We start from the raw sequence: 20346 nt of genomic DNA on the forward strand, positions 1-20346 counted from the left end.
TCCAGGTCGAGCTCACTGAAGTGGCGCTTCACCGACTCCCAGGCGCCGCGGGCGGTGATGCCCATGGCCTTGTGGTCGTAGCCCACCGAGCCGCCGGAGGCGAAGGCGTCGCCGAGCCAGAAGCCGTACTCGGCGGCGAGGCCGTTGGCGATGTCGGAGAAGGACGCGGTGCCCTTGTCCGCCGCGACGACAAGGTAGGAGTCGTCGCCGTCGTGCCGGACGACGTCGGCCGGCGGCACGAGGGCCTCTCCCTCGGGGGTGGTCAAGACGTTGTCGGTGATGTCGAGCAGGCCGCGGATGAACGTCTTGTAGCTCTCGATCCCCTCGGCCATCCAGGCGCCACGGTCGGCGGCCGGATCCGGGAGCTGCTTGGCGTAGAAGCCGCCCTTGGCGCCGGTGGGCACGATGACGGCGTTCTTGACCGTCTGCGCCTTGACCAGGCCCAGGATCTCGGTGCGGAAGTCCTCGCGGCGGTCGGACCAGCGCAGGCCGCCGCGGGCGACCTTGCCGAACCGCAGGTGGACGCCTTCGACGCGGGGTGAGTACACCCAGATCTCGAACATCGGGCGCGGGAACGGCAGTCCGTCGATCCCGGCCGGGTCGAGCTTGAAGCTGACGTGGGTCTTGTTTTGGTAGAAGTTGGTCCGCAGCGTGGCCTGGATCAGGTTGGTGAAGGTGCGGAGCACGCGGTCGGCGTCGAGGGTGGCGACCTGTTCGATCGCCGTGTCGAGCGCAGCGCGGACCTCGGCCTGCCGGGCCTCGCGGTCGCCGTCGTTTACGGCCGGATCGAACCTGGCGGCGAAGAGGGCGTTCAGGCCGCGGGCGACCTCCGGGTTGGCCAGGAGGGTGTCGGCCATGAACTCGAAGGAGTTGGTGTTGCCCATCTGGCGCATGTACTTGGCGTAGGCGCGCAGCACCACGACCTGGCGGGGGTGCATTCCCTCGCGGAGCACCAGCCGGTCGAAGCTGTCCGATTCGACGGCGCCGGAGACGGCGGCGCCGAAGGATTCCGCGAGCAGGGTGCCGGTCGTCACGGGGTCGACACCGGCCGGGTACTTCAGGCCGAGGTCGTAGAGGAAGAAGTCGCGGTGGTCCGCGGTCTCGATTTCGAAGGGGCGTTCGTCCAGGACCTCGAGGCCGAGGTTGTGGAAGAACGGCAGGATCTGGCTGAGGCTCTTGGGCTCGAGCATGTACAGCTTGACGCGGGCGTCCTCCTCCAGGATTGCTCCGGCGCCCTCGGGCAGGTACACGTGGACGCCGGGCTGCTCAGCGGCGTGGCCGCCCTCGCGTTCGGCGGCGGCACCGTACTTCTCGAACCGGGCGATGTCCTCGAGCGCGTCCTCGACCTCGTAGTCGACCCGGTAACTGGCCGGGAAGGCCTCGGCCCAGACCGTGGCGAGTTCCTTGGAACCGTTGTCGCCGTCGGCCTCTGCCCGGGCGCGGAGGACCTCGGAGATACCTTCGCTCCAGGACCGTGCTGCGAGCACCAGCCGCTTCTCCAGTTCCTCGGTGTTCACGTTGGCGGTGTCGGCGTCCTTGGGGAGCCGGATCCGGAAGAACAACCGCGCCAGTGCCGACTCGGTCATCCGGGCCTCGTAGTCGATGGAGACGGCGTCGAAGGTTTCGCGCAGTTCCTTCTCGATCCGCAGGCGGACGTTGGTGGTGTAGCGGTCGCGGGGCAGGTAGACCAGCGCCGACATGAAGCGGCCGTACACGTCCGGGCGGAGGAACAACCGCGTCCGGCGGCGTTCCTGCAGCCGCTGGATGCCGGTGGCGATGGCGGCGAGGTCCGGGATCTCGATCTGGAACAGCTCGTCACGCGGGTAGGTCTCGAGGATGCCGAGCAGATCCTTGCCGGAGTGCGAGTCCGGCGGGAAGCCGGCGTCGCGCAGGACGGCGTCGACCTTTTCCCGCACCACCGGGATGTCGCGGACGGAGCCTGCGTAGGCGGTGGTGGCGAACAAGCCGATGAAGCGGCGTTCGCCGTCGACGTTGCCGGCGGCGTCGAAGCTCTTGACGCCGATGTAGTCCAGGTAGGCCGACCGGTGCACGGTGGAGCGGGAGTTCGCCTTGGTGATGACCAGGGCGCTCTTCTCGCGGGCCTTTTTGCGGCCGGTTTCGGTCAGGTGCTGGATCTGGTGGCGGGTGTCGCTGCTGTCGCGCAGCAGCCCGAGGCCGCTCTCCTCGCGCAGTTCGAGGACGTCCTCGCCGGATTCGTTCCGCAGGTCGTATTCGCGGTAGCCCAGGAAGGTGAAGTTGCCGTCGTCGAGCCAGCGCAGGAGTTCCTGCGCCTGCCGCAAGCCGGCCACGTCGGCGGCGTTGGTGACCTTTTCGAGGCCGTCGGAGACCTCGTGGGCCTTGTTGCGCATCTTCGGCCAGTCCTCGACGGCGGCGCGCACGTCGCCGAGCACCCGGTTCAGGCCCTCAATCAGTTCCGCCCGGCGGGCGTCGTCGACGCGGTCGATTTCGACGGCGATCCAGGATTCCATGTGGGAGGCGTTGTCGCCCTGGGCGATGAGGTGCGAGAGGTTGGGCATCGCAGCCGTGTCGCCGCTGGAGATGCCGAGGTGGGAGGGGACCCGTGCCACCTTGACCAGCCGGCCGGTTTCCCGGTTGCGGGTGACGACGAAGAGCGGGTGCATCACCAGGTGGATCGGGGACTTCTGCCGGACCAGTTCGGCGTTGACCGAGTCGACGAGGAAGGGCATGTCGTCGGTGACGATGTAGACGACGCTGGCATCCGCCTCATCGATGATCTCGATGTTGGCGTGGCCGGGCTGCCGGGCGCCGGCGGTCCGCAGGTGGGCCTGCGCGCGGGCCGAGAGCGTTTCCTGGCCGTAGCCCTTGGCATCCTCCTCGGCGAGGTGCTCGTAGTAGTCCGCGAAGAACCTCTCATCGGCTCCGATCGAAACGGGTTGATCCTCCACGCTGGACCCTGACGACATCGACAAACGCCTCCATTAAGAAAGTTCGCGGCCGCACCGTTGCAGCCCTCATCAGGAGCCTAGTCTTTAGCCCACCGGCTTGCTGTGGAAGAAAAGACAGAGCTTTTCGATTTTCGCTGGGCAGGTGCACAAACCAAGTGCGCGATGGCCCTGCGGAGAGGCGAGTCGGGGGCCGTCTCATGCAGCAGCGAGCCGGCCAGCAGCGCTGAGTCACAGGCCGCGGCGTCGGATGGCAGGAAGGCGCTGATCGGCGCCGCCGGCCCGTAGCGGGCCCACGCCTCCTTCAGTTGCCGCTCCGGCGCCCGCCCGACGGCGGCGGGGCGGACCTTGTTGAGGATGACCCGCGGCAGCGCCTCGGGTACGGCGGCCGAGAGCTCCGCCAGGCCGCGGACCAGCCTCGGAACACCGACGGGGTCTGCGGAGCCGACGGCGTAGACGGTGTCGGCCAGCTGCAGGCTGCGCAGGGTGGCGGCGTTGCGGCGCGGTGCCATCGAGTCGAAGCTCAGCTCCTCGTCGGCCTCGAGGCAGAACCCGGTGTCGATGACGGTGACATCGGCGATCTCGCGCACGCGGCTGTACACCAGGGCCAGGGCCGCGGCGCGGAGTTCGGTCCAGCGGTCCGCGCGGGTGATCCCGGTGAGGACCCGGAAGTTTCCCGCCTTCGTGGCCACCGGCAGGGCCAGACGGTGGAGGGCATCCGCATCGAGGGAACCCTGGTCCGCGAGACGGCACGCCTGGGCGAGGCCGGCCGCCTCGTCGAGCAGGCCCAGCGCCGCGGCGACGCTGGCCCCGTAGCTGTCTGCGTCGACCAGCAGGACCGACCGGCCGGCCGCCGCCAGTTCGCCCGCCATGTTGACCGCGAGCGTGGTCCTCCCGGGTGCCCCCGCCGGCCCCCAGACTGCGATGATCTCTCCGGTGCCCGGCTGCGTCCAGGAGGGCTCCCCGCCGTCGGAACCTGCCACGTGCCCCGGAGTACGCGGCGCGGCGGCGACGGTAAAGGCGTCACTGCCGGCCTCCGGCGCGGCCGCGGAGAGTCCGGCCACCGCGGCGGCAATGACCGCCGCGAGTTCTTCGGCCGCCACATCGATGGGGCGCGCCGTCACTCCGATGCCGCGCAGCCGCGCCGCCTCGTCCGGGCTGTCGGTCAGGGCGACGACGGCCACCCCGACGGCGGAGAGCCGGTCCACCAGCGAGGCTGTGAGCTCCCCCGCCTCCCCGGCGACGACGGCGGCCCGGGCGAGGCCGCTCTGGCAGGCGGCGAGGAGTTCGGCCAGTTCCTCGCAGCGCCGGACCACCGAGACGGGGCCATGGAGTCGCTCCAGGCTGCCGACCAGGGGCTCGGTGCCGTGCCCGACCGTGACGACGGGAATGCTCATTGGCCGGTTCCGCCCGGATTCCACACCACCGAGATCCTGGCCTTGTTGGCCTGGGCGCCCAGCAGCTTGGGCATCTGGCCGTCAGGGACCAGCACCATCACGACGGTGGAGCGCTGCGCGCCGAGGGCGTTGCTGCCCGGGGTCAGTTGCGCGATCTCGGCCCCACGCAGCAGCAGGGCGGGCTCGCTGAAGCCGTTGCGGTTGTCCGGCAGGGCGACCCACACGTCGACGCGGGAGCCGGCCACGGCCTGCGGCGGCAGGGCCTCGTCCACGGTGACGGCCACGGGTTTGCGGGCCAGCGCATCGGGCTGGCCGAAGCTCTCCCGCGGCAACAGCTGGTCCTTGCCGATCCGCTGGATGGCGACCAGGCCCTCGGCGAGTCCCGCCTCGGGGGTCAGGTAGTTCCCCTCGACGTCTCCGAGGCGGACGTTGACCCGGCGCAGCTTCTCCGGCGTCAGCTTCTCCCCGACGGCGATCGGCTCACTGGCCGCGAAGGCCTCGGTGGTCCGATCCGCGGCAGCGACCAACGACACGACCCCGGCCGTTGACGCCAGCACGAGCAGGACGCCGACCAGCAGCCTCGGGTCTTTCCACGACGGCTTCTTCAGCCTGGCCCCGCCGCCCTCTGTCACCGCCATGCGCAGTTCCCCCATCTGTGCGTCCGCGCCGCCGGCGCCGGTTTCCCCATTGTCACGAATTGTGGGCCCTGCGGGAAGACCGGGAACCCGGGAACTGCAAAGTGTGGATAACCGCATCAATGTCGACGCCCGGTGGCAAAATGGGAGCATGCCCCGATTCCTCACCCTCGCGGATGTCGCCGAACAGCTGCAGATCAACTCCCCCGCCGCCTATGCGCTGGTGCGGAGCGGTCAGCTCAAGGCCATCCAGGTCGGCGGCCGCGGGCAGTGGCGGGTGGAGGAAGCCATGCTGGAGCAATACATCCAGGAGCGGTACGCCGAGGCCAGCCGCATGATCGAGGAAGCCAAGGCCAAAGGCTCCTGATCCCGTCGACTTAGGTCCCTCCGCGCCCCGACCGGATGGAGCCGAGGGCGCCGAACGGCACCGTTGACACGGACCGAACGTTGGCGGCGCGGCGCTCTTCACCGGGTTCCGTCTCCGCCAGGTCCAAAAAATCCCTTCCCACCCGGTCGATAACCCCATGCAAGGCCGGGCAGCCCGCCGCTCCGATCAGCTGAAGAGTCAGCCGCGATCGATCCCTGGCCAGTTCCCGCAGTGCACTCGCCAGCCCAAGGCGGCCCGACGGCGGCCCCGCCGGAACCGCCTGGAGCGCCAACCCGGTGTAGCTGATGGCGGCAGCGTGCGGAATCAGCACCTGCTGCCGGCCCGACGCCAGCACCAGCCAGCCCAGGCCCACATGCTCGAGCCGCCCTTCGCAGATGTCACCCGTTGTGAGGTGGACCACGATATCCTGACCCACCGTGCCGCGAAGCCGGTCGGCCAGTTCCACGCCGGTGGCGTCGACCCGGGCGCGTTCGTCCACCTCGGCATCTAAATCGAGCCGTCGTTCGGCGGCGAGTTGCGCTTCGAGGTCCGAGAAGAGGGAGTCCCACCGCATGCGGGCCAGCGTAGGCGCGTCCGCCGGACTCGGTCAATGGGGTGTCCTTGCAGGCTTTCGCCCGCCTCCGGGCGGCATCGGCAGGTTATGCACAACCCGTCGCTTGCTCTAGACACCCGATCGCACACGGGTTCACACTATGAAAAGTGCATCAAACACTATCAAAGTGCATCAAATGATAGGTCATTCACTTAGAACCCTAGGAGGCCGGGATGACGATTCGGCAGCATCCAACAGCCGGCACCTCCACCAGCCGCTCCGGCGATGCGGTGGTGGCGGCGCTCATCCTGCTCTCAGGCGGACTGCTCACGGGGTTGGGAATGATCCTGGCCGCCCACCTGCGGACCGCCGCCGTGCGCAGGCAGGCCGTGGGTTTCGACACCAGCCTGGGCGTCACGGCCACCACCGCCGGGCTGATCGTGGTCGTCTGGTGGGCGCTCTCGTTCCTCCTCGCCTTTTGCTCGGCGTTGCTGGAGCGCGGCGGCCGTGCCCGGGCTGCCGCCGCCACCGGGAAGTTCAGTCCGGCGTTCATGCGCCGGCTGGCCCTGGCCGCCATCGGTCTTCAGCTGGTCACCGCTCCCCTGGCCCGGGCGGCCACCGTCCCCGACGTCGGGGGCTCCGGCACGTCCCTGCCGGCGGCCGTGGCGGCCGCCTGGGCGCCGCAAGGAAACCCCGCAACGGTGGGCCCACGTGCCCCGTCGCCACCCCGGCCGGACCCACGGTGGCTGCCCTCCCCCGTCCCGGCCCCGCCGGGCGCCCTGTTCCAGCCCCAACTCAGACCGGAGCACCCGGACGCCGGCGGACGGCAGGTGACGGTCAGAGCCGGGGACTCGCTCTGGAGTCTCTGCGCCGCGCAGCTCGGGCCCCTAGCCTCCGACGTCGACATCGCGACCGCATGGCCGGAGCTTTACCGGACCAACCGATCCGTCATCGGCCCCGACCCAGGGCTGCTTCGGCCGGGCCAGGTCCTGGTCATCCCGCCCGCCCTTTCATCCAGCCCCCCGTCCGACGAAGGAACCCCATGAGCCCGCTCGCTGAACCCCGTCCCGGCTACGCCGCCCCGCAGTCCCCCGCCGCACTCCGCCCGGTCGACCCGGACCGCGACATCGAAGCGCTCTGCCGCTCCACGGTGCAGGCGGCCATCGAAGTCCTGGCCGGCACCCGGCCGGCGCAGCAGCTCGCCCGGCGGCTGGACGAACGGTGCCTGACCGCCCTCCAGCACCGCGCCGCCCTGACCCGCCGGGTCTCCTCCGGCACGTCGCCGACGGCGGGTCGCCTGCACCGCAACCCGTGCGTGCGGTCGGTCCACGCCTGCCGGATCTCCGAGGATGTGTACGAGGCCAGCGCCGTGGTGTCCGACGAACTCCGGGTCCGGGCCGTGGCCCTGCGGCTGGAGCGGAGCCGGCTCGTCTGGCGGGTCACCGTACTCGAAATCGGCTGAACCCGGAGCCCAGGCTGACGGCACAAAAAACACCGCGGGTCCGGAACATTGCGTTCCGGACCCGCGGTGCAGGTGGCTGGACCCTTTGCCTAGCGGCGCTTCTTCTTGCTGGCGCGGCGCGGGGACTCCTGGGCCGCGGCCTTCGCCGGGTTGCCGGAGCGCCCGGAGGACTTGGCCTCGACGCGGGTCTGAGCCGTGCCGTCCTCGCTCGGAGCCGTGTACTGCAGCTGCGCCGGCTTCTCCGGAGCCTCCAGACCGGCGGCGTGGATGTGCGGTTCCTGGTGTTCGGTGTGCTGGCCCGACTCGTCGGCGACCACCACGTCCTGGGCCGGGGTGACCTCGACCTCAAGGTTGTAGAGGAAGCCGACGCTCTCCTCGCGGATGGCCTCCATCATGGCCTGGAACATGGTGAAGCCCTCGCGCTGGTACTCCACGAGCGGGTCGCGCTGGGCCATGGCCCGCAGGCCGATGCCCTCCTTGAGGTAGTCCATCTCGTAGAGGTGTTCCTGCCACTTGCGGCCGATCACCGAGAGGACCACGCGGCGCTCGAGTTCGCGCATGCTCTCGGAACCGATCTGCTCCTCGCGGGCCTGGTAGACCAGGCGCGCGTCGGAGAGTATCTCCTCCTTGAGGAATTCGACCGTGATCCGGGACTTCCCGCCGGCCTCGTCGATGACGTCGCGGGGCGTGAAGCTGACCGGGTACAGGGTCTTGAGGTTGGACCAGAGCAGGTTGAAGTCCCAGTCGTCGCCGGTGCCCTCTGCCGTGGCGGCGTCGATGAACGCGTTGATCGTGTCCTCGATGAAGTACTGGACCTTCTCGTGCAGGTCATCGCCCTCAAGGATGCGGCGGCGGTCGCCGTAGATGGCCTCGCGCTGGCGGTTCAGGACATCGTCGTACTTGAGGACGTTCTTGCGCTGCTCGGCGTTGCGGCCTTCCACCTGGCCCTGGGCCGAGGCGATGGCGCGGGAGACGAGCTTCGATTCGAGGGCGACGTCGTCAGGGACGGAGCTGCTCATCAGGCGCTCGGCGGCGCCGGAGTTGAAGAGCCGCATCAGGTCATCGGTCAGCGACAGGTAGAAGCGGGACTCGCCCGGGTCGCCCTGGCGGCCGGAGCGGCCGCGGAGCTGGTTGTCGATGCGGCGGGATTCGTGCCGCTCGGTGCCGAGCACGTAGAGGCCGCCCAGGTTCAGGACCTCCTCGTGCTCGTCCTTGACGGACTGCTTGGCGGCCTCGAGGGCGGCGGGCCAGGCGGCCTCGTACTCCTCCGAGTTCTCCTGCGGGTCCAGTCCGAGCTTGGCCAGCTCGGCGACGGCGGTGAATTCGGCGTTGCCGCCGAGCATGATGTCGGTGCCGCGGCCGGCCATGTTGGTGGCCACGGTGACGGCGCCCTTGCGGCCGGCCTGCGCGACGATCGACGCCTCACGGGCGTGGTTCTTGGCGTTGAGGACCTCGTGCCGGACACCCTCCTTGGCCAGGAGGCGGGAGAGGTACTCGCTCTTCTCGACGCTGGTGGTGCCGACCAGGACCGGCTGGCCCTTCTCGTGCCGCTCGGCGATGTCCTTGACGACGGCGTCGAACTTCACGGTCTCGTTCTTGTAGACGAGGTCCGGCTGGTCGATGCGCTGCATGTCCCGGTTGGTGGGGATGGCGACGACGCCGAGCTTGTAGGTGCTCATGAACTCGGCGGCTTCGGTCTCGGCGGTGCCGGTCATGCCCGCGAGCTTGTCGTACATGCGGAAGTAGTTCTGCAGCGTGACCGTGGCGAGAGTCTGGTTCTCGGCCTTGATCTCGACGCCTTCCTTGGCCTCGATCGCCTGGTGCATGCCCTCGTTGTAGCGGCGGCCGGCGAGGATGCGGCCGGTGTGCTCGTCGACGATGAGCACCTCGCCGTCGAGGATGACGTAGTCCTTGTCACGCTTGAAGAGTTCCTTGGCCTTGATGGCGTTGTTCAGGAAGCCGATCAGCGGGGTGTTGGCGGACTCGTAGAGGTTGTGGATGCCGAGGTAATCCTCAACCTTTTCGATGCCGGCCTCAAGGACACCGACGGTGCGCTTCTTCTCGTCGACCTCGTAGTCGGTGTCGGGCTGGAGGCGCAGGACAACCTTGGCGAACTCGCTGTACCAGCGGTTCGTGTCGCCCTGGGCGGGGCCGGAGATGATCAGCGGGGTACGGGCCTCGTCGATGAGGATGGAGTCCACCTCATCGACGATCGCGAAGTTGTGGCCGCGCTGGACCAGCTCGGATTTGTCCCAGGCCATGTTGTCGCGCAGGTAGTCGAAGCCGAATTCGTTGTTCGTGCCGTAGGTGATGTCCGCGGCGTACTGCTCCCGCCGGTGGGCGGGGTCCTGGTTGGCCAGGATGCAGCCGCTGGTCAGGCCGAGGAAGCGGTACACGCGGCCCATCAGGTCGGACTGGTACTCGGCGAGGTAGTCGTTGACCGTGACCACGTGGACGCCCTTGCCGGCGAGGGCGTTCAGGTAGGCCGGAGCGGTGGCCACCAGGGTCTTGCCTTCACCGGTCTTCATTTCGGCGATGTTGCCCAGGTGCAGGGCGGCGCCGCCCATCAGCTGGACGTCGAAGTGGCGCATGCCGAGGGTGCGTGAGGAGGCCTCGCGGACGGCGGCGAAGGCCTCGGGCAGCAGGTCGTCGAGCTTCTCGCCGTTGGCGTGCCGGGCACGGAGCCGGTCGGTCTCTTCGCGCAGCTCGGCGTCGGTGAAGGTCTGGAAGGAGCTTTCCAGGGCATTGATGGAGTCGGCGTAGTTCCGAAGTTGCCGCAGGGTCTTTTTGTCACCCGTGCGGAGAAGTTTTTCGATCAGTGATGCCACGTGAAATTGCTCCCAGTCTCAAGCTGCCGAATTCCGGCGTGTTTAGTCTACGGGAGGGACACAGCGCGGACCGCGCCTGTTCCCTCAAAGCGGATGCAGGCCAGCCACCGCCTGTGCGAGCGCCGGCGCCAGATCGCCCACGGGGGCCACGATAATCCGGTCCAGCTCCAACCACTCTGCCATGAGCTGCAGTTCTGCCGCGAGTTCGACGGCGGTGTCCCCCGGCGCGTCCGGTTCCGCGAAACTGCCGCGGACCAGCAGGCTGCCGGCGGCACGGTCCGCTTTGAGGTCGACGCGGGCGACGATGCCGTCGCGGAGCAGGAAGGGCAGGACGTAGTAGCCGAAGCGGCGCTTGGCCTCCGGCGTATAAATCTCCAGCCGGTAGTGGAAGCCGAAGAGTTCCTCAAGCCGCCGCCGTTCGAAAACCAGGGAGTCGAACGGGCTCAGCAGGGCCCGGCCGGCCGCGGTGCGGGGCAGCCGCGCCTCCATGTGCCGGTATACGGGCCGGTCCCAGCCGGCGACGGTCACCGGTTCCAGCCGTCCGGCGTCGACGAGTTCGGCGAGCGCCTCCGCGGCGGCCCGCTGCGGGGTGCGGAAGTAGTCGGCGAAGCAGCGCAGGGTGCCGATCCCGTGGGCCTGCGCCGCGGCGTCGATCAGCCGGAGCATGGCCGCACCGGCGTCGGGTCGGCCGCCGCCCTGCTCCCCGCTTTCCGGTCCCTTGCTTTCCGGTTGCGTGCTGACCGGCTCCCCGCTTTCCGGTCCGGTGCTTTCCGGTCTCCCGGATGCGGCCGCGGCCACTGCGGTGGACGGCAGGACCCTGGAGGTGAGGGTGTAGCGGCGTTCGAAGCTGCCCGTCCGCGAGGCCGCCGTCACCGTCCCCTCCTCAAAGAGGTGCTCGAGGACCCGTTTGACGGTGTTCCAGTTCCAGCCCCAGTTGTCCGTGCTTCGGGTTTCCACGTGACCCAGCCGGGCGGTGAGTTCGGCGGCGGTCAGCGGCGGCCCCGCAGCCAGCTCGGACAGGATCCGGCCGGCAACGTCGCCGCGTTCCTCCGGGTCCATGGCATGGGCGCCGACCCACTTCCGGTTCTGCCACAGCCTCAGGTCCTCGAAGTGCTCTGGGCGGATGAAGCTGGCCTCGTGCGCCCAGTACTCCATCATCCGGCGCGGGTGCACCCCGGAGAGGCGTTCCAGGATGCTCCGGTCGTAGTTCCCGAGCCGGGAGAAGAACGGCAGGTAGTGGCTGCGTGCCAGCACGTTGACCGAATCGATCTGGACCAGCTGCAGGCGGGCAAAGGTCCGGCCCACCGCCCGTGAACTTACCGGGGCGGCGGGCCGGACCTTGTCCAATCCCTGGGCTGCCAGTGCGATCCGCCGTGCCTGCTTCAGGCTCAGCGTCGCGGGCACATCTTTCCCTTCGTCGGTTGTCCCCGCCTATGCGGTGGCGGGCTCTCCTTCAGAACGATAGGCGATGATCTTTTCCTCCAGGGGAGCCTCGCCCGGGGCGCAGGTCTGGTCGAGGCTGATCACGCCGTAGGTCCAGCCTTCGCGGCGGTACACGACGGAGGGAGCCTTCGTTTCCTTGTCAACGAACAGGTAGAAATCGTGGCCGACCAGTTCCATGTTGTCGACGGCTTCGTCGAGCGTGAGGGAGGCCGCGGGGAAGACCTTGCGGCGGATGAGGACCGGCGAGTCCCCGGCGGGGAGATCGTTCTCCACCTCGTAGGGTGATTTCTCCTCCGGCTTCGCCTCGGACCAGTGGGCCGCCTCCTCGTAGATCGGTTCGCGGGTGCTCGCCGGTTCCAGGGAGGCCGTCGCCTCGGTCACGGATTTGGGGGTGTGCCGCCCGTGATGGACCTTCTTGCGGTCCTTGGCCCGGCGCAGCCGCTCCAGAAGCTTGTTGTAGGCCAGATCGAAGGCGGCGAATTTGTCCGCCGCGCTGGCTTCGGCACGGATCACTGGGCCGCGGCCCAGGACTGTCAGCTCAACCGTGAGCAGCTCTGCAATCTGCCGTACTTTGGTTTCCTTGGTGACCTTTGCATCCACCCTCTGGACCTTGTCGCCGAGGGAATTGATCTTCGAGATCTTCTCCTCGGCGTACTCGCGGAACCGGTCGGAGACCGTCAAATTGCGACCGCTGATCATGAACTCCATGGTGCCCTCCAAATGACTTCGGTGACACGACGGCGGCACTTCGGGGGCTCATCTGACGGACAGTCGAGCCCCTTTCCGAGCCGCTATCGACAGGTACATCTGTTCTTGGTACCCATGTTCGACGTTAGTTCATCGCCACCTGTTCTTCACCCTTTTGTGGTTTATTTTTTTCCATTGCGACCCGTCCGGCGTCCTGCCGCGGGTCTCGGGTTCCGACACACGGGAGGCGGGCGGGCGTGTCGCGGCGAGCACGACCGCTCCCCTGACGTCGGCTCCCGCGAAGCGGAGAACCCGGGCCGCTTCCGCCAGGGTGGCGCCGGTGGTGAGGACGTCATCGATGAGGATGCAGGGGCGTCCGGCCAGCACCGGCCTGGTCATCCCGCGGCGGATCCGCATCGACCCGCGCAGCCTCCGGGTGCGCCCGGCGCGGTCCAAACCCTTCTGAGAAGTCCCGCACTTCCGAGACGTCCCGCCTTTCTGAGCAGTCCCGCTCTGCCGGTTGGCCCCGTTCCATGCAACCGCCAGGCTTCGGGTCTTGCGCAGGATGACGGCGGTTTCCGTCCCGGGCGGCAGGCGCCCGCGGGCCCGGGCACGGGAGAGAACCAGGTGCACCGGGCTGAATCCCCGACGTCGGAAGGCAGCGGACGTCGTGGGCACCGGGACGAGCAGGGTTCCCGGGGGCGGTCCGGCGGCCACGAGCGCGGCGCCCAGACACCGGGCGAGGTCCTCGGCCACCGCCCGCTGGCCGTGTTTCTTGAACGACAGCAGGGCCTGGGCGAGCTCGGCGCGGTAGACCCCGGCCGCGACCACCGGCAGCAGGACCGAACCGTCCATGTCCATCAGGGCGGGGGCGCGCGACTCGGCCCGGAACGGCCTGCGGGTCAGCTGCCGGAGCCTCCGGCCGCAGGCCGCGCACAGGACCCGGTCCTCCGCCCCGCAACAGGCACACTCCGCCGGTAGGACCAGCGTAAGCAGTTCGGCTACGGCGCCCGCCACGGAGTCGGCCAGGCGGGCCGCCCACGATCGGTAGCCGCCGCGGTGCCGGGCAGCCTCGGGAGCAGGGAGGAGGTCCGGGTCCGTGCCCCGCGCCGGGCGGCGGCGCGGCGGCTGCGGGTGCGCGGTGGGAGGCTGGGTCATGGCTCCAGCCTGCACCGTCTCCGTGGCCGCGCCCGGGTCAGGATACGGCTATGTGGACAACCGGCCGGGACTGCCCACGGGCCCTACCCCGGGAAGGCCGGGTCGATGGCGCCCTTGAGCTGCAGGGACCAGCCGTTGCCGAGCCGCTGGAAGATGCCGTCCGCCGACTGGCCGTAGATCTCCGCCGTGCCGTTGCCGGCGCTCAGCCCGGTGAGGCCGGCCCACGGGGCCAGCTCCTGCGGGGCGCTGCCGGTCATCGACAGCAGCTCCGGGGTGACGTTTTCCGTCGCGGCCCCCTTCATCACGGCCACCGTCAGGTCGTTGACCCACACCCCCTGGTCCGGGTCATGAGCGGTCAGCAGCGTCACCGGGGCGGTGAGGTCCTTGGGCGTGCCGTCCGCGTTGCGGATGATGCCGGTGAGCTGCACGCGGGTCTTGCCGTTCAGCGACGAAATCACCATCGCCCGCGTCCCGTCCCGGGCCACCCGGAACTCCTTCACAATGGCTCCGGCGAGCCAGGCGCCGGTGAGCGTCACCGTCGGCACGGTGGCGCCCCCGGCCACCCCGGTGGGGCGGTAGGCGGCGACCTCGGTGGCACCGTTCGCCCCGGGACCGGCGCTCCAGACCCAGTCGAAACGGTCGAACGAGGGCCGGGACAGCGTGCCCCGGGTCGCCAGGGCCCGGGCGGGCTGCCCTGGAATGATCGAGTACAGCGTGGTGCGGCCCGCGTTCAGGAACGCGGCGGCCTGGCTGGCCGGCGACTCGGCGGGGAACCGCGGGCCCAGGGCGCTGACCGACGCGATGTCCGGTAGCGGTCCGATCTTGTTGTTCTCCACCCGGACCAGATCGTTGTTGCTGACGGCGATCTGCCGCGCCGGCACGTCCTTGTCGCGAATCGGGGGCAGGACGGAGCCGTTGTCGTCCACCCGGACCAGGTCCTGGTTGGCGCGCAGCTCGACGTTGATCACGTCGGGCTGACTGCGGAAGGTCAGGGCCAGCTGGGTCTGCATCCTGAGCCGGTCCTCGTTGGAGGCGTCGGTGAGGTCCTTGGCCGTCAGGTCCACCTGGGCGGCGCCGGAGACCACGGGCACGGACTCGCGGGCCAGTTTGATGCCGGCCGGGAAGGCGCTGACCGCCGCGCCCTTCAGGTATGGGGCGGGGCCGCCCAGCAGGGCGCTCGTCATGGCCTTGACGGTCTTCTTCTTGATGAACCAGCGCACGTCCGGGACCGCGTACGTGAATGTCGGGTCGTAGAAGTAGATCGGGTACGCGCCGTAGATGACCTTGAAGGTCTCCTCCGGGATGGCGGTGCCGTCGGGGATGTCCGCGATCCGCCACTCGCCGTCGACCTTGGTCAGCGTCGCGGGGACGTTCTCGGTGGTGCCCTCCGGCAACTGGGTCGCGATCCCGTCGGCGTCGACCGTGTACGCCAGGTCCAGCCGGTAGTTGTAGACGTTCTCGACGGCGGTGGGCACCACCTGCGCCGAGCGGTAGACGAGGACCCGCTGGTCCGGTTTCCACTTCACCGAGGACGCCTGGGTGAGGTACTGCCGCGCCACCGCGTAGTCGTCCTCGTAGCCGCTGCCGGCCAGGTAGAAGTCCTCGATGACGGATTCGGGTCCGGCGCCGGGGCGAGGCGCAACCGGGAAGAACACCGGGGCGTTGTTCGGCTTGCCGGCGCTCTCGTCGCTGCTCTTGCCCACCGGCCCGGAGCGCGGAATCTGCGCGCAGGCGCCCAGCAGCAGCACCATTGCCAGCAGGGCCGCGGCGAAGCGGACCAGCCTCCCGCCGCGCTTTCCGGCCGTGCGTCCCGTAGTGGTCCTCATGCTTGGTCCTCCCCTGCGGCGGGGCTGTTCGCCGGGCCGCCTGATGACGCGTCCGCGCCCGTGCCGGGGCCCGCACCACTGCCCGTGCCCGGGACAGGGACCGAGCCGGGTACCGTGCCGGGGACGGCGCCCGGGGCGGAGTGGTTCAGCAGCACCATCTGGTTGCCGGCGCCGCCGTCGAGTCCGACGTCGGCCGGCTCGAGCTGCAGCGGCGACCGCCCGATGCTCTCGCCCTGGCGCAGCGGGAGAGTGAGCCGGAAGTTGGAGCCGCTGCCCTTCTTGCCCCAGGCCTGCAGCCAGCCGTTGTGCAGCTTGGTGTCCTCGGTGGCGATCGACAGGCCCAGGCCGCTGCCGCCGGTGGTGCGGGCCCGAGCGGGGTCGGCACGCCAGAACCGGTCGAAGACGCGGGCTGCCTCTGCCTGGGTCATGCCGATGCCGTGGTCCCGGACGGCGACGGCGACGGCGGTGTCGTTCGCGGCGACGGAGACGTTGACGGGCCGGCCTTCGCCGTGTTCGAGCGCGTTGAGGATGAGGTTGCGCAGGATCCGGTCGATCCGCCGGTCGTCCATCTCGACGATGATGCTGCCTTCGGGCGCGTGCAGGGTCACCTCGGAGCCGTATTCGGCGGCCACCGGGGCAACGCCCTCGAGGACGTGGTCCACCAGCTGCAGGATGTCCGTGGGTTCGGCGTCGAGCATGGCCACGCCGGCGTCGAAGCGGGAGATCTCCAGCAGGTCCGCCAACAGCGACTGGAAGCGTTCCACCTGGTGGTAGAGCAGCTCGGCGGACCGCTTGTTGATCGGGTCGAAGTCCTCGCGGGCGTCGTAGAGGACCTCGGCGGCCATCCGGACGGTGGTCAGCGGGGTCCGAAGCTCGTGCGAGACGTCCGAAACGAAGCGCTGCTGCATCTGGGACAGGGTAGCCAGCTGGGTGATCTGTTCCTGGAGGCTGGCGGCCATGTGGTTGAAGGAGGCGCCCAGGCGGGCCACCTCGTCCTCGCCCTTGACCACCATGCGCTCCTGCAGCTGGCCGGCGGCGAGCTTTTCGGAGACGACGGCGGCGTGGCTGACCGGGCTGACGACGTTGCGCGTGACGTACCAGGCGACGGCGCCGATGAGCAGCACCAGCACGGCCGCGCCGACCAGCAGGACGTTCTGGATCTCGTCCAGGGTCTTCTGCGCCGTGTTCAGGTCGTAGATGAGGTAGAGCTCGTACACGGTGCCGTTGAAGGTCACCTTGTTGCCGACGGCGATGCCGGGCCTGTCCTCGGTGCCCACCGGGAACTCGGTGGAGGCCCAGAACTGGTCCTTGCCCGACTGCTGCACGGCCTTGCGCAGGTCCGGCGGGATCACGGCGATGGTGAGCTGGTCCGAGGCGCGGGATTCCACCCAGCGGTTGCGGGGCTTGGTCTGTTCCGGCATCGCCTCGAAAACGTACCGGCGCTGGATGACCGAGCCGCGGCCCTCGACGGCGTTCAGGGTGTCATAGACCAGGGTGATGACGCTGGACTGGTCCGTGACCTGGGCGCCGTCGAAGGTGTCCTGGACCTGCTTGACGTTGTAGCGGGTCTCCGATTCGGCCTGCGCCAGCCGCTCCTGGAAAAGGTTGTTGGCGATCTGGTTGGAGAGGTAGGCGCCTACGACGGCGAAGGACCCGATGGCCAGCAGCAGGGTGGTCAGCACGGTCCGGAACTGCAGCGACCGGCGCCAGCGGCGCTGCAGGGCGCGCAGCAGGTAGCGGGTGGCGGGCAGGGTGCGGGAGGCGCCGATGAGCACCAGGCGGAGCACGCGGACGGCGACGATCCGGGCGCGGCGGGCCCAGATCCCGGCGCGGAACAGCACGGTCCGGCCGCGGCGGGTGGTCAGGGCTTCATCCTCCGGCCGCTCCGGGGTGGACCCGGAGGTCACCGGCGACGGGGTCACCGGCGCCGTGGTCACCGGCGAGGGAGCCTCCCGTCCGGAAGACTCTGGCCCGGTACTCTCCGGCCCGGGAGTGGCCGGTGCGGGATCGGCCGGTGCGGGGGTGCCGCTGCCGGGCTCAGGACCCTGCTTTGTAGCCGACACCACGGACCGTCAAGACAACTTCGGGGGCTTCGGGGTCGCGTTCGATCTTCGAGCGCAGCCGCTGGACGTGGACGTTCACCAGGCGGGTGTCCGCCGCGTGGCGGTAACCCCAGACCTGCTCCAGCAGCAGTTCCCGGGTGAAGACCTGCCACGGCTTGCGGGCCAGGGCCACCAGCAGGTCGAATTCCAGCGGAGTCAGCGAGATCCGCTCGCTGTTGCGGCTGACCACGTGGCCGGCGACGTCGATCGTGACGTCGGCGATGCGGAGGGTCTCGGGTGCCTTCTGGTCGCCCGGGCGGAGGCGGGCGCGGACGCGGGCCACGAGCTCGGCGGGCTTGAACGGCTTGGGGACGTAGTCGTCGGCGCCGGATTCCAGGCCCCGGACCACGTCCGAGGTGTCCGCCTTCGCGGTGAGCATCACGATCGGCACGTCGGATTCGGCGCGGATCTGGCGGCAGACCTCGATCCCGTCGATCCCCGGCAGCATCAGGTCCAGCAGGACCAGATCCGGCTTGGCGGAGCGGAAGACCTCGAGGGCCTGCCCGCCGTCCGCGCAGAAGACGGGGTCGAAGCCGTCGTTGCGCAGCACAATGCCGATCATCTCGGCCAGGGCCTCGTCGTCGTCCACTACCAAAATCCGTGCCTTCATACGTTATATATTCCCTTATTGAAATGGCTTTGTCGTATTCGTGCGGCTCCCGGCATGGCGCGGACCGCCGGCCGGGGCAGGTAGATTCGTCCCAGGGCCGGCGGGCGGCCCGCAGTCCGAGGAGGATGCCGTGAACCGTGTGGACCCCATCTACCGGCTGGGCCTGGGCGGGGACTTCGCCCGGCTGCAGCCCGAACTCCAGGACTACTTCTCCCTCGTCCAGGGCTCCGGCCACTACGGGGTGGGCGAGGGCGTGTTCGACGTCGTGGGCTGCCGGCAGCGCTGGCTGCGCCCCTTCATGCGGGCCGTCACCGGGGAGCAGGCGTTCTTCCCCGAGTACGGCGAGGGCATCCGGTTCCGGATCGAAAACCACGCCCACCTGGACCCCTTCGGCCGGCCCAGCCTGACGGCACGGCGCGAGATCTTCTTCCCCGGCGTCACCCGGGTCTTCTCCGACACCACCAGCTGGGACACGACCGGCGGCCGGCACCGGCTGGTGGACTACGTGGGCCGGTACCGCCGGCTGGCCACGGACCTGAACCTCAGTGTCACCCCGGAGGGCCGGCTCCGCGGCGTCTCGGAGGCATCCCGGTTGCTGCTGGGTCCGCTGCGGCTGCCGCTGCCGGGCCCACTGGACGCCAAGGCCTACGCCGAACAGTGGTGGGACGTCGCGGAGGGCAAGCACCGGATCCAGGTCAAGGCCATCCAGCCGCAGGTCGGCCTGGTGCTTGTCTATGCCGGCCGCTTCGACTACCGGCTGGAGCCGTACCCGGACGGCACCGGGGCCGCCGGCTACCTGCCCGCGTACGCCCGGCCCGACCGCTGGGAATCCCGGGTCTGAAGCGACGGCTCCGGGGCGCTAGCCCAGGGCGATCTGGTTCAGCGCATCGGCCGCGTGGGTCAGCCGTGCCAGCACCCTGGTGGCCGACGACGGCGAGTGGCCGGCCAGTCCCCCGGCGGGGGTGAGCCGGACCGCGCCGAGCGAGGAGCCCGGCAACCCGAGCTGGCGCCAGGGCCGCCACAGCGCCTCGGCCAGGGTCCGGGCGGACGGCGGTTCCGCCGCGGGGTCCTCCACCGGCAGCACCCCGGCCCAGATCTTTCGCCCGGACTCCACCGCGCCGGCGAGGTGTTCCCACTGGCGGGAGGTCAGGGCACGCAGCGGCACGGCGATGCCATCGGCGCCGGCGCCGAGGATCCTCTCGATGGGTGCTTCCACCTCGGGGACCGCGATGACGACCTCCTCCGCGCCGGCGGCGTGCAGGGCGTCCACCACCAGGCGCCAGGATTCGGTGACCTCGGAGCCGGCCACGGCCCGCAGGGTCCGGTAGCCGCTGGCGGTGGGAATCGTCCCGGCCAGGACGGCGGCGGCGTCGGGTTCCTCCAGCTGGACAACCAGCCGGGCGCCCGGCACGGCGGCGGCCACGGCCCGCAGGTGGGCGCCGACGCCGGCGGCGAGGGACTCGGCGAGGTCCCGCCGCGCGCCGTGGTCCAGCAGTGCCCGTTCCCCGCTGTGCAGGTGCAGGCCGGCGGCGAGGCTGAGCGGCCCTTGGAGCTGGATTTTCAGGGCGTCGGCGGACACCGACTCGGTGCCGGCGACGTCCGCGAGGACGTTGATGTCGGTGGCCAGTGCGGACCGGGCGCGGCGGGCGTCCCGGCCGGGGCGGTCCACCAGGCGCCAGCCGTGCGGCTGCACATCGACGGCGAGGCCCTCCAGGAGAGCGGCGGTCCGGCCCAAGGCGTCCGAGCCGACGCCGCGGACGGGCAGTTCGGCCAGGAAGGGCAGGTGCGGGGCGCCGAGTTCACCGCGGATGATACGGGCGGCTTCCAGCGGGTCCGTCCCCGGCCAGGGCCCGTGGGCGGTGGCGGTGACCTGGGCGGCCCCGGTGTCGGCGCCGCTCACGCCTGGGCGGAGACGGCGGTCCCGGCGGCGTCCGCCCGGCCCGCGGCCTGGTGGTCCTCGGCGATGGCCTCGTGGTGGCGGATGACCTCGCCGATGATGAAGTTCAGGAACTTTTCCGCGAAGGCCGGATCAAGGTGCGCCTCGGCGGCGAGCCGGCGGAGCCGGGCGATCTGGGCGGTTTCGCGGCCCGGATCCCCCGCCGGCAACTGGTGCTTGGCCTTGAGGTGGCCCACCTTCTGCGTGGCCTTGAACCGTTCGGCCAGGAGGTAGACCAGGGTCGCGTCGATGTTGTCGATGCTGGAACGGATGGAGAGCAGCTCCGCCATCACCGCGGGATCGACCTGGCCGACCAGGGAACTGGCGGCGGGGTCGTAGTCGTCATCGGCGTCGTGGTGGAGGCTGTGGCTCATTGCTCCAGTCTAGGGGCTGGGCGCCCGATGAAGCGGGTGTTAAG

Annotated in this window: 17 protein-coding genes; 4 read left to right on the forward strand and 13 right to left on the reverse strand. The window is 69.9% G+C overall.

Going from position 1 to position 20346, the window contains the following annotated elements; all coding sequences use genetic code 11:
- The 3 genes from AB0305_RS11115 to AB0305_RS11125 form a co-directional block, all read right to left on the reverse strand.
- Positions 1-2945, reverse strand: a 2945-nt coding sequence (locus AB0305_RS11115; RefSeq protein WP_366172956.1) for an NAD-glutamate dehydrogenase domain-containing protein, incomplete at its 3' end; no start/stop codon positions are given.
- A gap of 59 nt (positions 2946-3004) precedes the next feature.
- Positions 3005-4321 (reverse strand): chromosome partitioning protein, encoded by a 1317-nt coding sequence (locus AB0305_RS11120; RefSeq protein WP_364132850.1) that lies wholly within the window; start codon positions 4319-4321, stop codon positions 3005-3007.
- The gene (locus AB0305_RS11125; RefSeq protein WP_364132852.1) at positions 4318-4959 is read right to left on the reverse strand and encodes a hypothetical protein; all 642 of its coding nucleotides are present in this window, start codon (positions 4957-4959) and stop codon (positions 4318-4320) included. Before AB0305_RS11125 ends, AB0305_RS11120 begins: the two co-directional genes overlap by 4 nt.
- Before the next feature lie 148 nt (positions 4960-5107).
- Between AB0305_RS11125 and AB0305_RS11130 the strand changes: the two genes are divergently transcribed.
- Positions 5108-5323: a helix-turn-helix domain-containing protein gene (locus AB0305_RS11130; protein WP_290255681.1), complete on the forward strand. Its 216-nt coding sequence runs from the start codon at positions 5108-5110 to the stop codon at positions 5321-5323.
- A 10-nt stretch (positions 5324-5333) separates the two neighbouring features.
- Here AB0305_RS11130 and AB0305_RS11135 read toward each other — a convergent pair whose 3' ends face one another.
- Positions 5334-5897, reverse strand: a complete 564-nt coding sequence (locus tag AB0305_RS11135) for a hypothetical protein (RefSeq protein WP_364132855.1) — start codon at positions 5895-5897, stop codon at positions 5334-5336.
- A gap of 212 nt (positions 5898-6109) precedes the next feature.
- Here AB0305_RS11135 and AB0305_RS11140 point away from each other — a divergent pair, with 212 nt between their 5' ends.
- Both AB0305_RS11140 and AB0305_RS11145 read left to right on the forward strand, forming a co-directional pair.
- Positions 6110-6922 (forward strand): LysM domain-containing protein, encoded by an 813-nt coding sequence (locus AB0305_RS11140; RefSeq protein WP_364132858.1) that lies wholly within the window; start codon positions 6110-6112, stop codon positions 6920-6922.
- Entirely contained in the window at positions 6919-7338 is a 420-nt protein-coding gene (locus tag AB0305_RS11145; protein ID WP_364132860.1) for an Rv3235 family protein, read from the forward strand. The genes AB0305_RS11140 and AB0305_RS11145 overlap by 4 nt, the downstream gene beginning before the upstream one ends.
- Before the next feature lie 89 nt (positions 7339-7427).
- Here AB0305_RS11145 and secA read toward each other — a convergent pair whose 3' ends face one another.
- The 7 genes from secA to mtrA all read right to left on the reverse strand — a co-directional run bounded on the left by secA (position 7428) and on the right by mtrA (position 17992).
- Positions 7428-10166: a preprotein translocase subunit SecA gene (secA, locus tag AB0305_RS11150; RefSeq protein ID WP_366172960.1), complete on the reverse strand. Its 2739-nt coding sequence runs from the start codon at positions 10164-10166 to the stop codon at positions 7428-7430.
- An 84-nt stretch (positions 10167-10250) separates the two neighbouring features.
- The gene (locus AB0305_RS11155; RefSeq protein ID WP_364132865.1) at positions 10251-11570 is read right to left on the reverse strand and encodes a crosslink repair DNA glycosylase YcaQ family protein; all 1320 of its coding nucleotides are present in this window, start codon (positions 11568-11570) and stop codon (positions 10251-10253) included.
- 27 nt (positions 11571-11597) lie between these two features.
- The gene (gene raiA, locus AB0305_RS11160) at positions 11598-12317 is read right to left on the reverse strand and encodes a ribosome-associated translation inhibitor RaiA (protein ID WP_290255687.1); all 720 of its coding nucleotides are present in this window, start codon (positions 12315-12317) and stop codon (positions 11598-11600) included.
- A gap of 129 nt (positions 12318-12446) precedes the next feature.
- Positions 12447-13454 (reverse strand): phosphoribosyltransferase family protein, encoded by a 1008-nt coding sequence (locus tag AB0305_RS11165; RefSeq protein ID WP_364132869.1) that lies wholly within the window; start codon positions 13452-13454, stop codon positions 12447-12449.
- Between the two features lie 83 nt (positions 13455-13537).
- Entirely contained in the window at positions 13538-15280 is a 1743-nt protein-coding gene (locus AB0305_RS11170) for an LpqB family beta-propeller domain-containing protein (protein ID WP_364132872.1), read from the reverse strand.
- Complete coding sequence (gene mtrB / locus AB0305_RS11175) at positions 15277-17145, reverse strand: MtrAB system histidine kinase MtrB (RefSeq protein WP_364134610.1); 1869 nt, start codon at positions 17143-17145, stop codon at positions 15277-15279. The genes AB0305_RS11170 and mtrB overlap by 4 nt, the downstream gene beginning before the upstream one ends.
- A 172-nt stretch (positions 17146-17317) precedes the next feature.
- Positions 17318-17992 carry an MtrAB system response regulator MtrA gene (gene mtrA / locus AB0305_RS11180; RefSeq protein WP_290255690.1) on the reverse strand — a complete coding sequence of 225 codons (675 nt, stop codon included), beginning with the start codon at positions 17990-17992 and terminating at the stop codon, positions 17318-17320.
- 130 nt (positions 17993-18122) lie between these two features.
- Between mtrA and AB0305_RS11185 the strand changes: the two genes are divergently transcribed.
- Positions 18123-18833 (forward strand): DUF4166 domain-containing protein, encoded by a 711-nt coding sequence (locus tag AB0305_RS11185; protein WP_364132876.1) that lies wholly within the window; start codon positions 18123-18125, stop codon positions 18831-18833.
- Between the two features lie 18 nt (positions 18834-18851).
- On the opposite strand, the gene AB0305_RS11190 is transcribed toward AB0305_RS11185, so the two are convergent.
- Positions 18852-19892: a hypothetical protein gene (locus AB0305_RS11190; protein ID WP_364132879.1), complete on the reverse strand. Its 1041-nt coding sequence runs from the start codon at positions 19890-19892 to the stop codon at positions 18852-18854.
- Entirely contained in the window at positions 19889-20302 is a 414-nt protein-coding gene (locus AB0305_RS11195) for a chorismate mutase (protein ID WP_364132882.1), read from the reverse strand. The genes AB0305_RS11190 and AB0305_RS11195 overlap by 4 nt, the downstream gene beginning before the upstream one ends.
- Positions 20303-20346: the final 44 nt, after the last annotated feature.

It is taken from the genome of Arthrobacter sp. NPDC080086 (assembly GCF_040702285.1).

Excerpts from the sequence above, each read along its gene's own strand:
- AB0305_RS11140 (WP_364132858.1), top strand. The coding sequence starts at position 6,110 with ATGACGATTCGGCAGCATCCAACAGCCGGCACCTCCACCAGCCGCTCC.
- AB0305_RS11165 (WP_364132869.1), bottom strand. The coding sequence starts at position 13,454 with ATGACCCAGCCTCCCACCGCGCACCCGCAGCCGCCGCGCCGCCGCCCG.
- AB0305_RS11135 (WP_364132855.1), bottom strand. The coding sequence starts at position 5,897 with ATGCGGTGGGACTCCCTCTTCTCGGACCTCGAAGCGCAACTCGCCGCC.
- AB0305_RS11170 (WP_364132872.1), bottom strand. The coding sequence starts at position 15,280 with ATGAGGACCACTACGGGACGCACGGCCGGAAAGCGCGGCGGGAGGCTG.
- raiA (WP_290255687.1), bottom strand. The coding sequence starts at position 12,317 with ATGGAGTTCATGATCAGCGGTCGCAATTTGACGGTCTCCGACCGGTTC.
- AB0305_RS11195 (WP_364132882.1), bottom strand. The coding sequence starts at position 20,302 with ATGAGCCACAGCCTCCACCACGACGCCGATGACGACTACGACCCCGCC.
- AB0305_RS11125 (WP_364132852.1), bottom strand. The coding sequence starts at position 4,959 with ATGGCGGTGACAGAGGGCGGCGGGGCCAGGCTGAAGAAGCCGTCGTGG.
- AB0305_RS11145 (WP_364132860.1), top strand. The coding sequence starts at position 6,919 with ATGAGCCCGCTCGCTGAACCCCGTCCCGGCTACGCCGCCCCGCAGTCC.
- AB0305_RS11120 (WP_364132850.1), bottom strand. The coding sequence starts at position 4,321 with ATGAGCATTCCCGTCGTCACGGTCGGGCACGGCACCGAGCCCCTGGTC.
- AB0305_RS11130 (WP_290255681.1), top strand. The coding sequence starts at position 5,108 with ATGCCCCGATTCCTCACCCTCGCGGATGTCGCCGAACAGCTGCAGATC.
- mtrA (WP_290255690.1), bottom strand. The coding sequence starts at position 17,992 with ATGAAGGCACGGATTTTGGTAGTGGACGACGACGAGGCCCTGGCCGAG.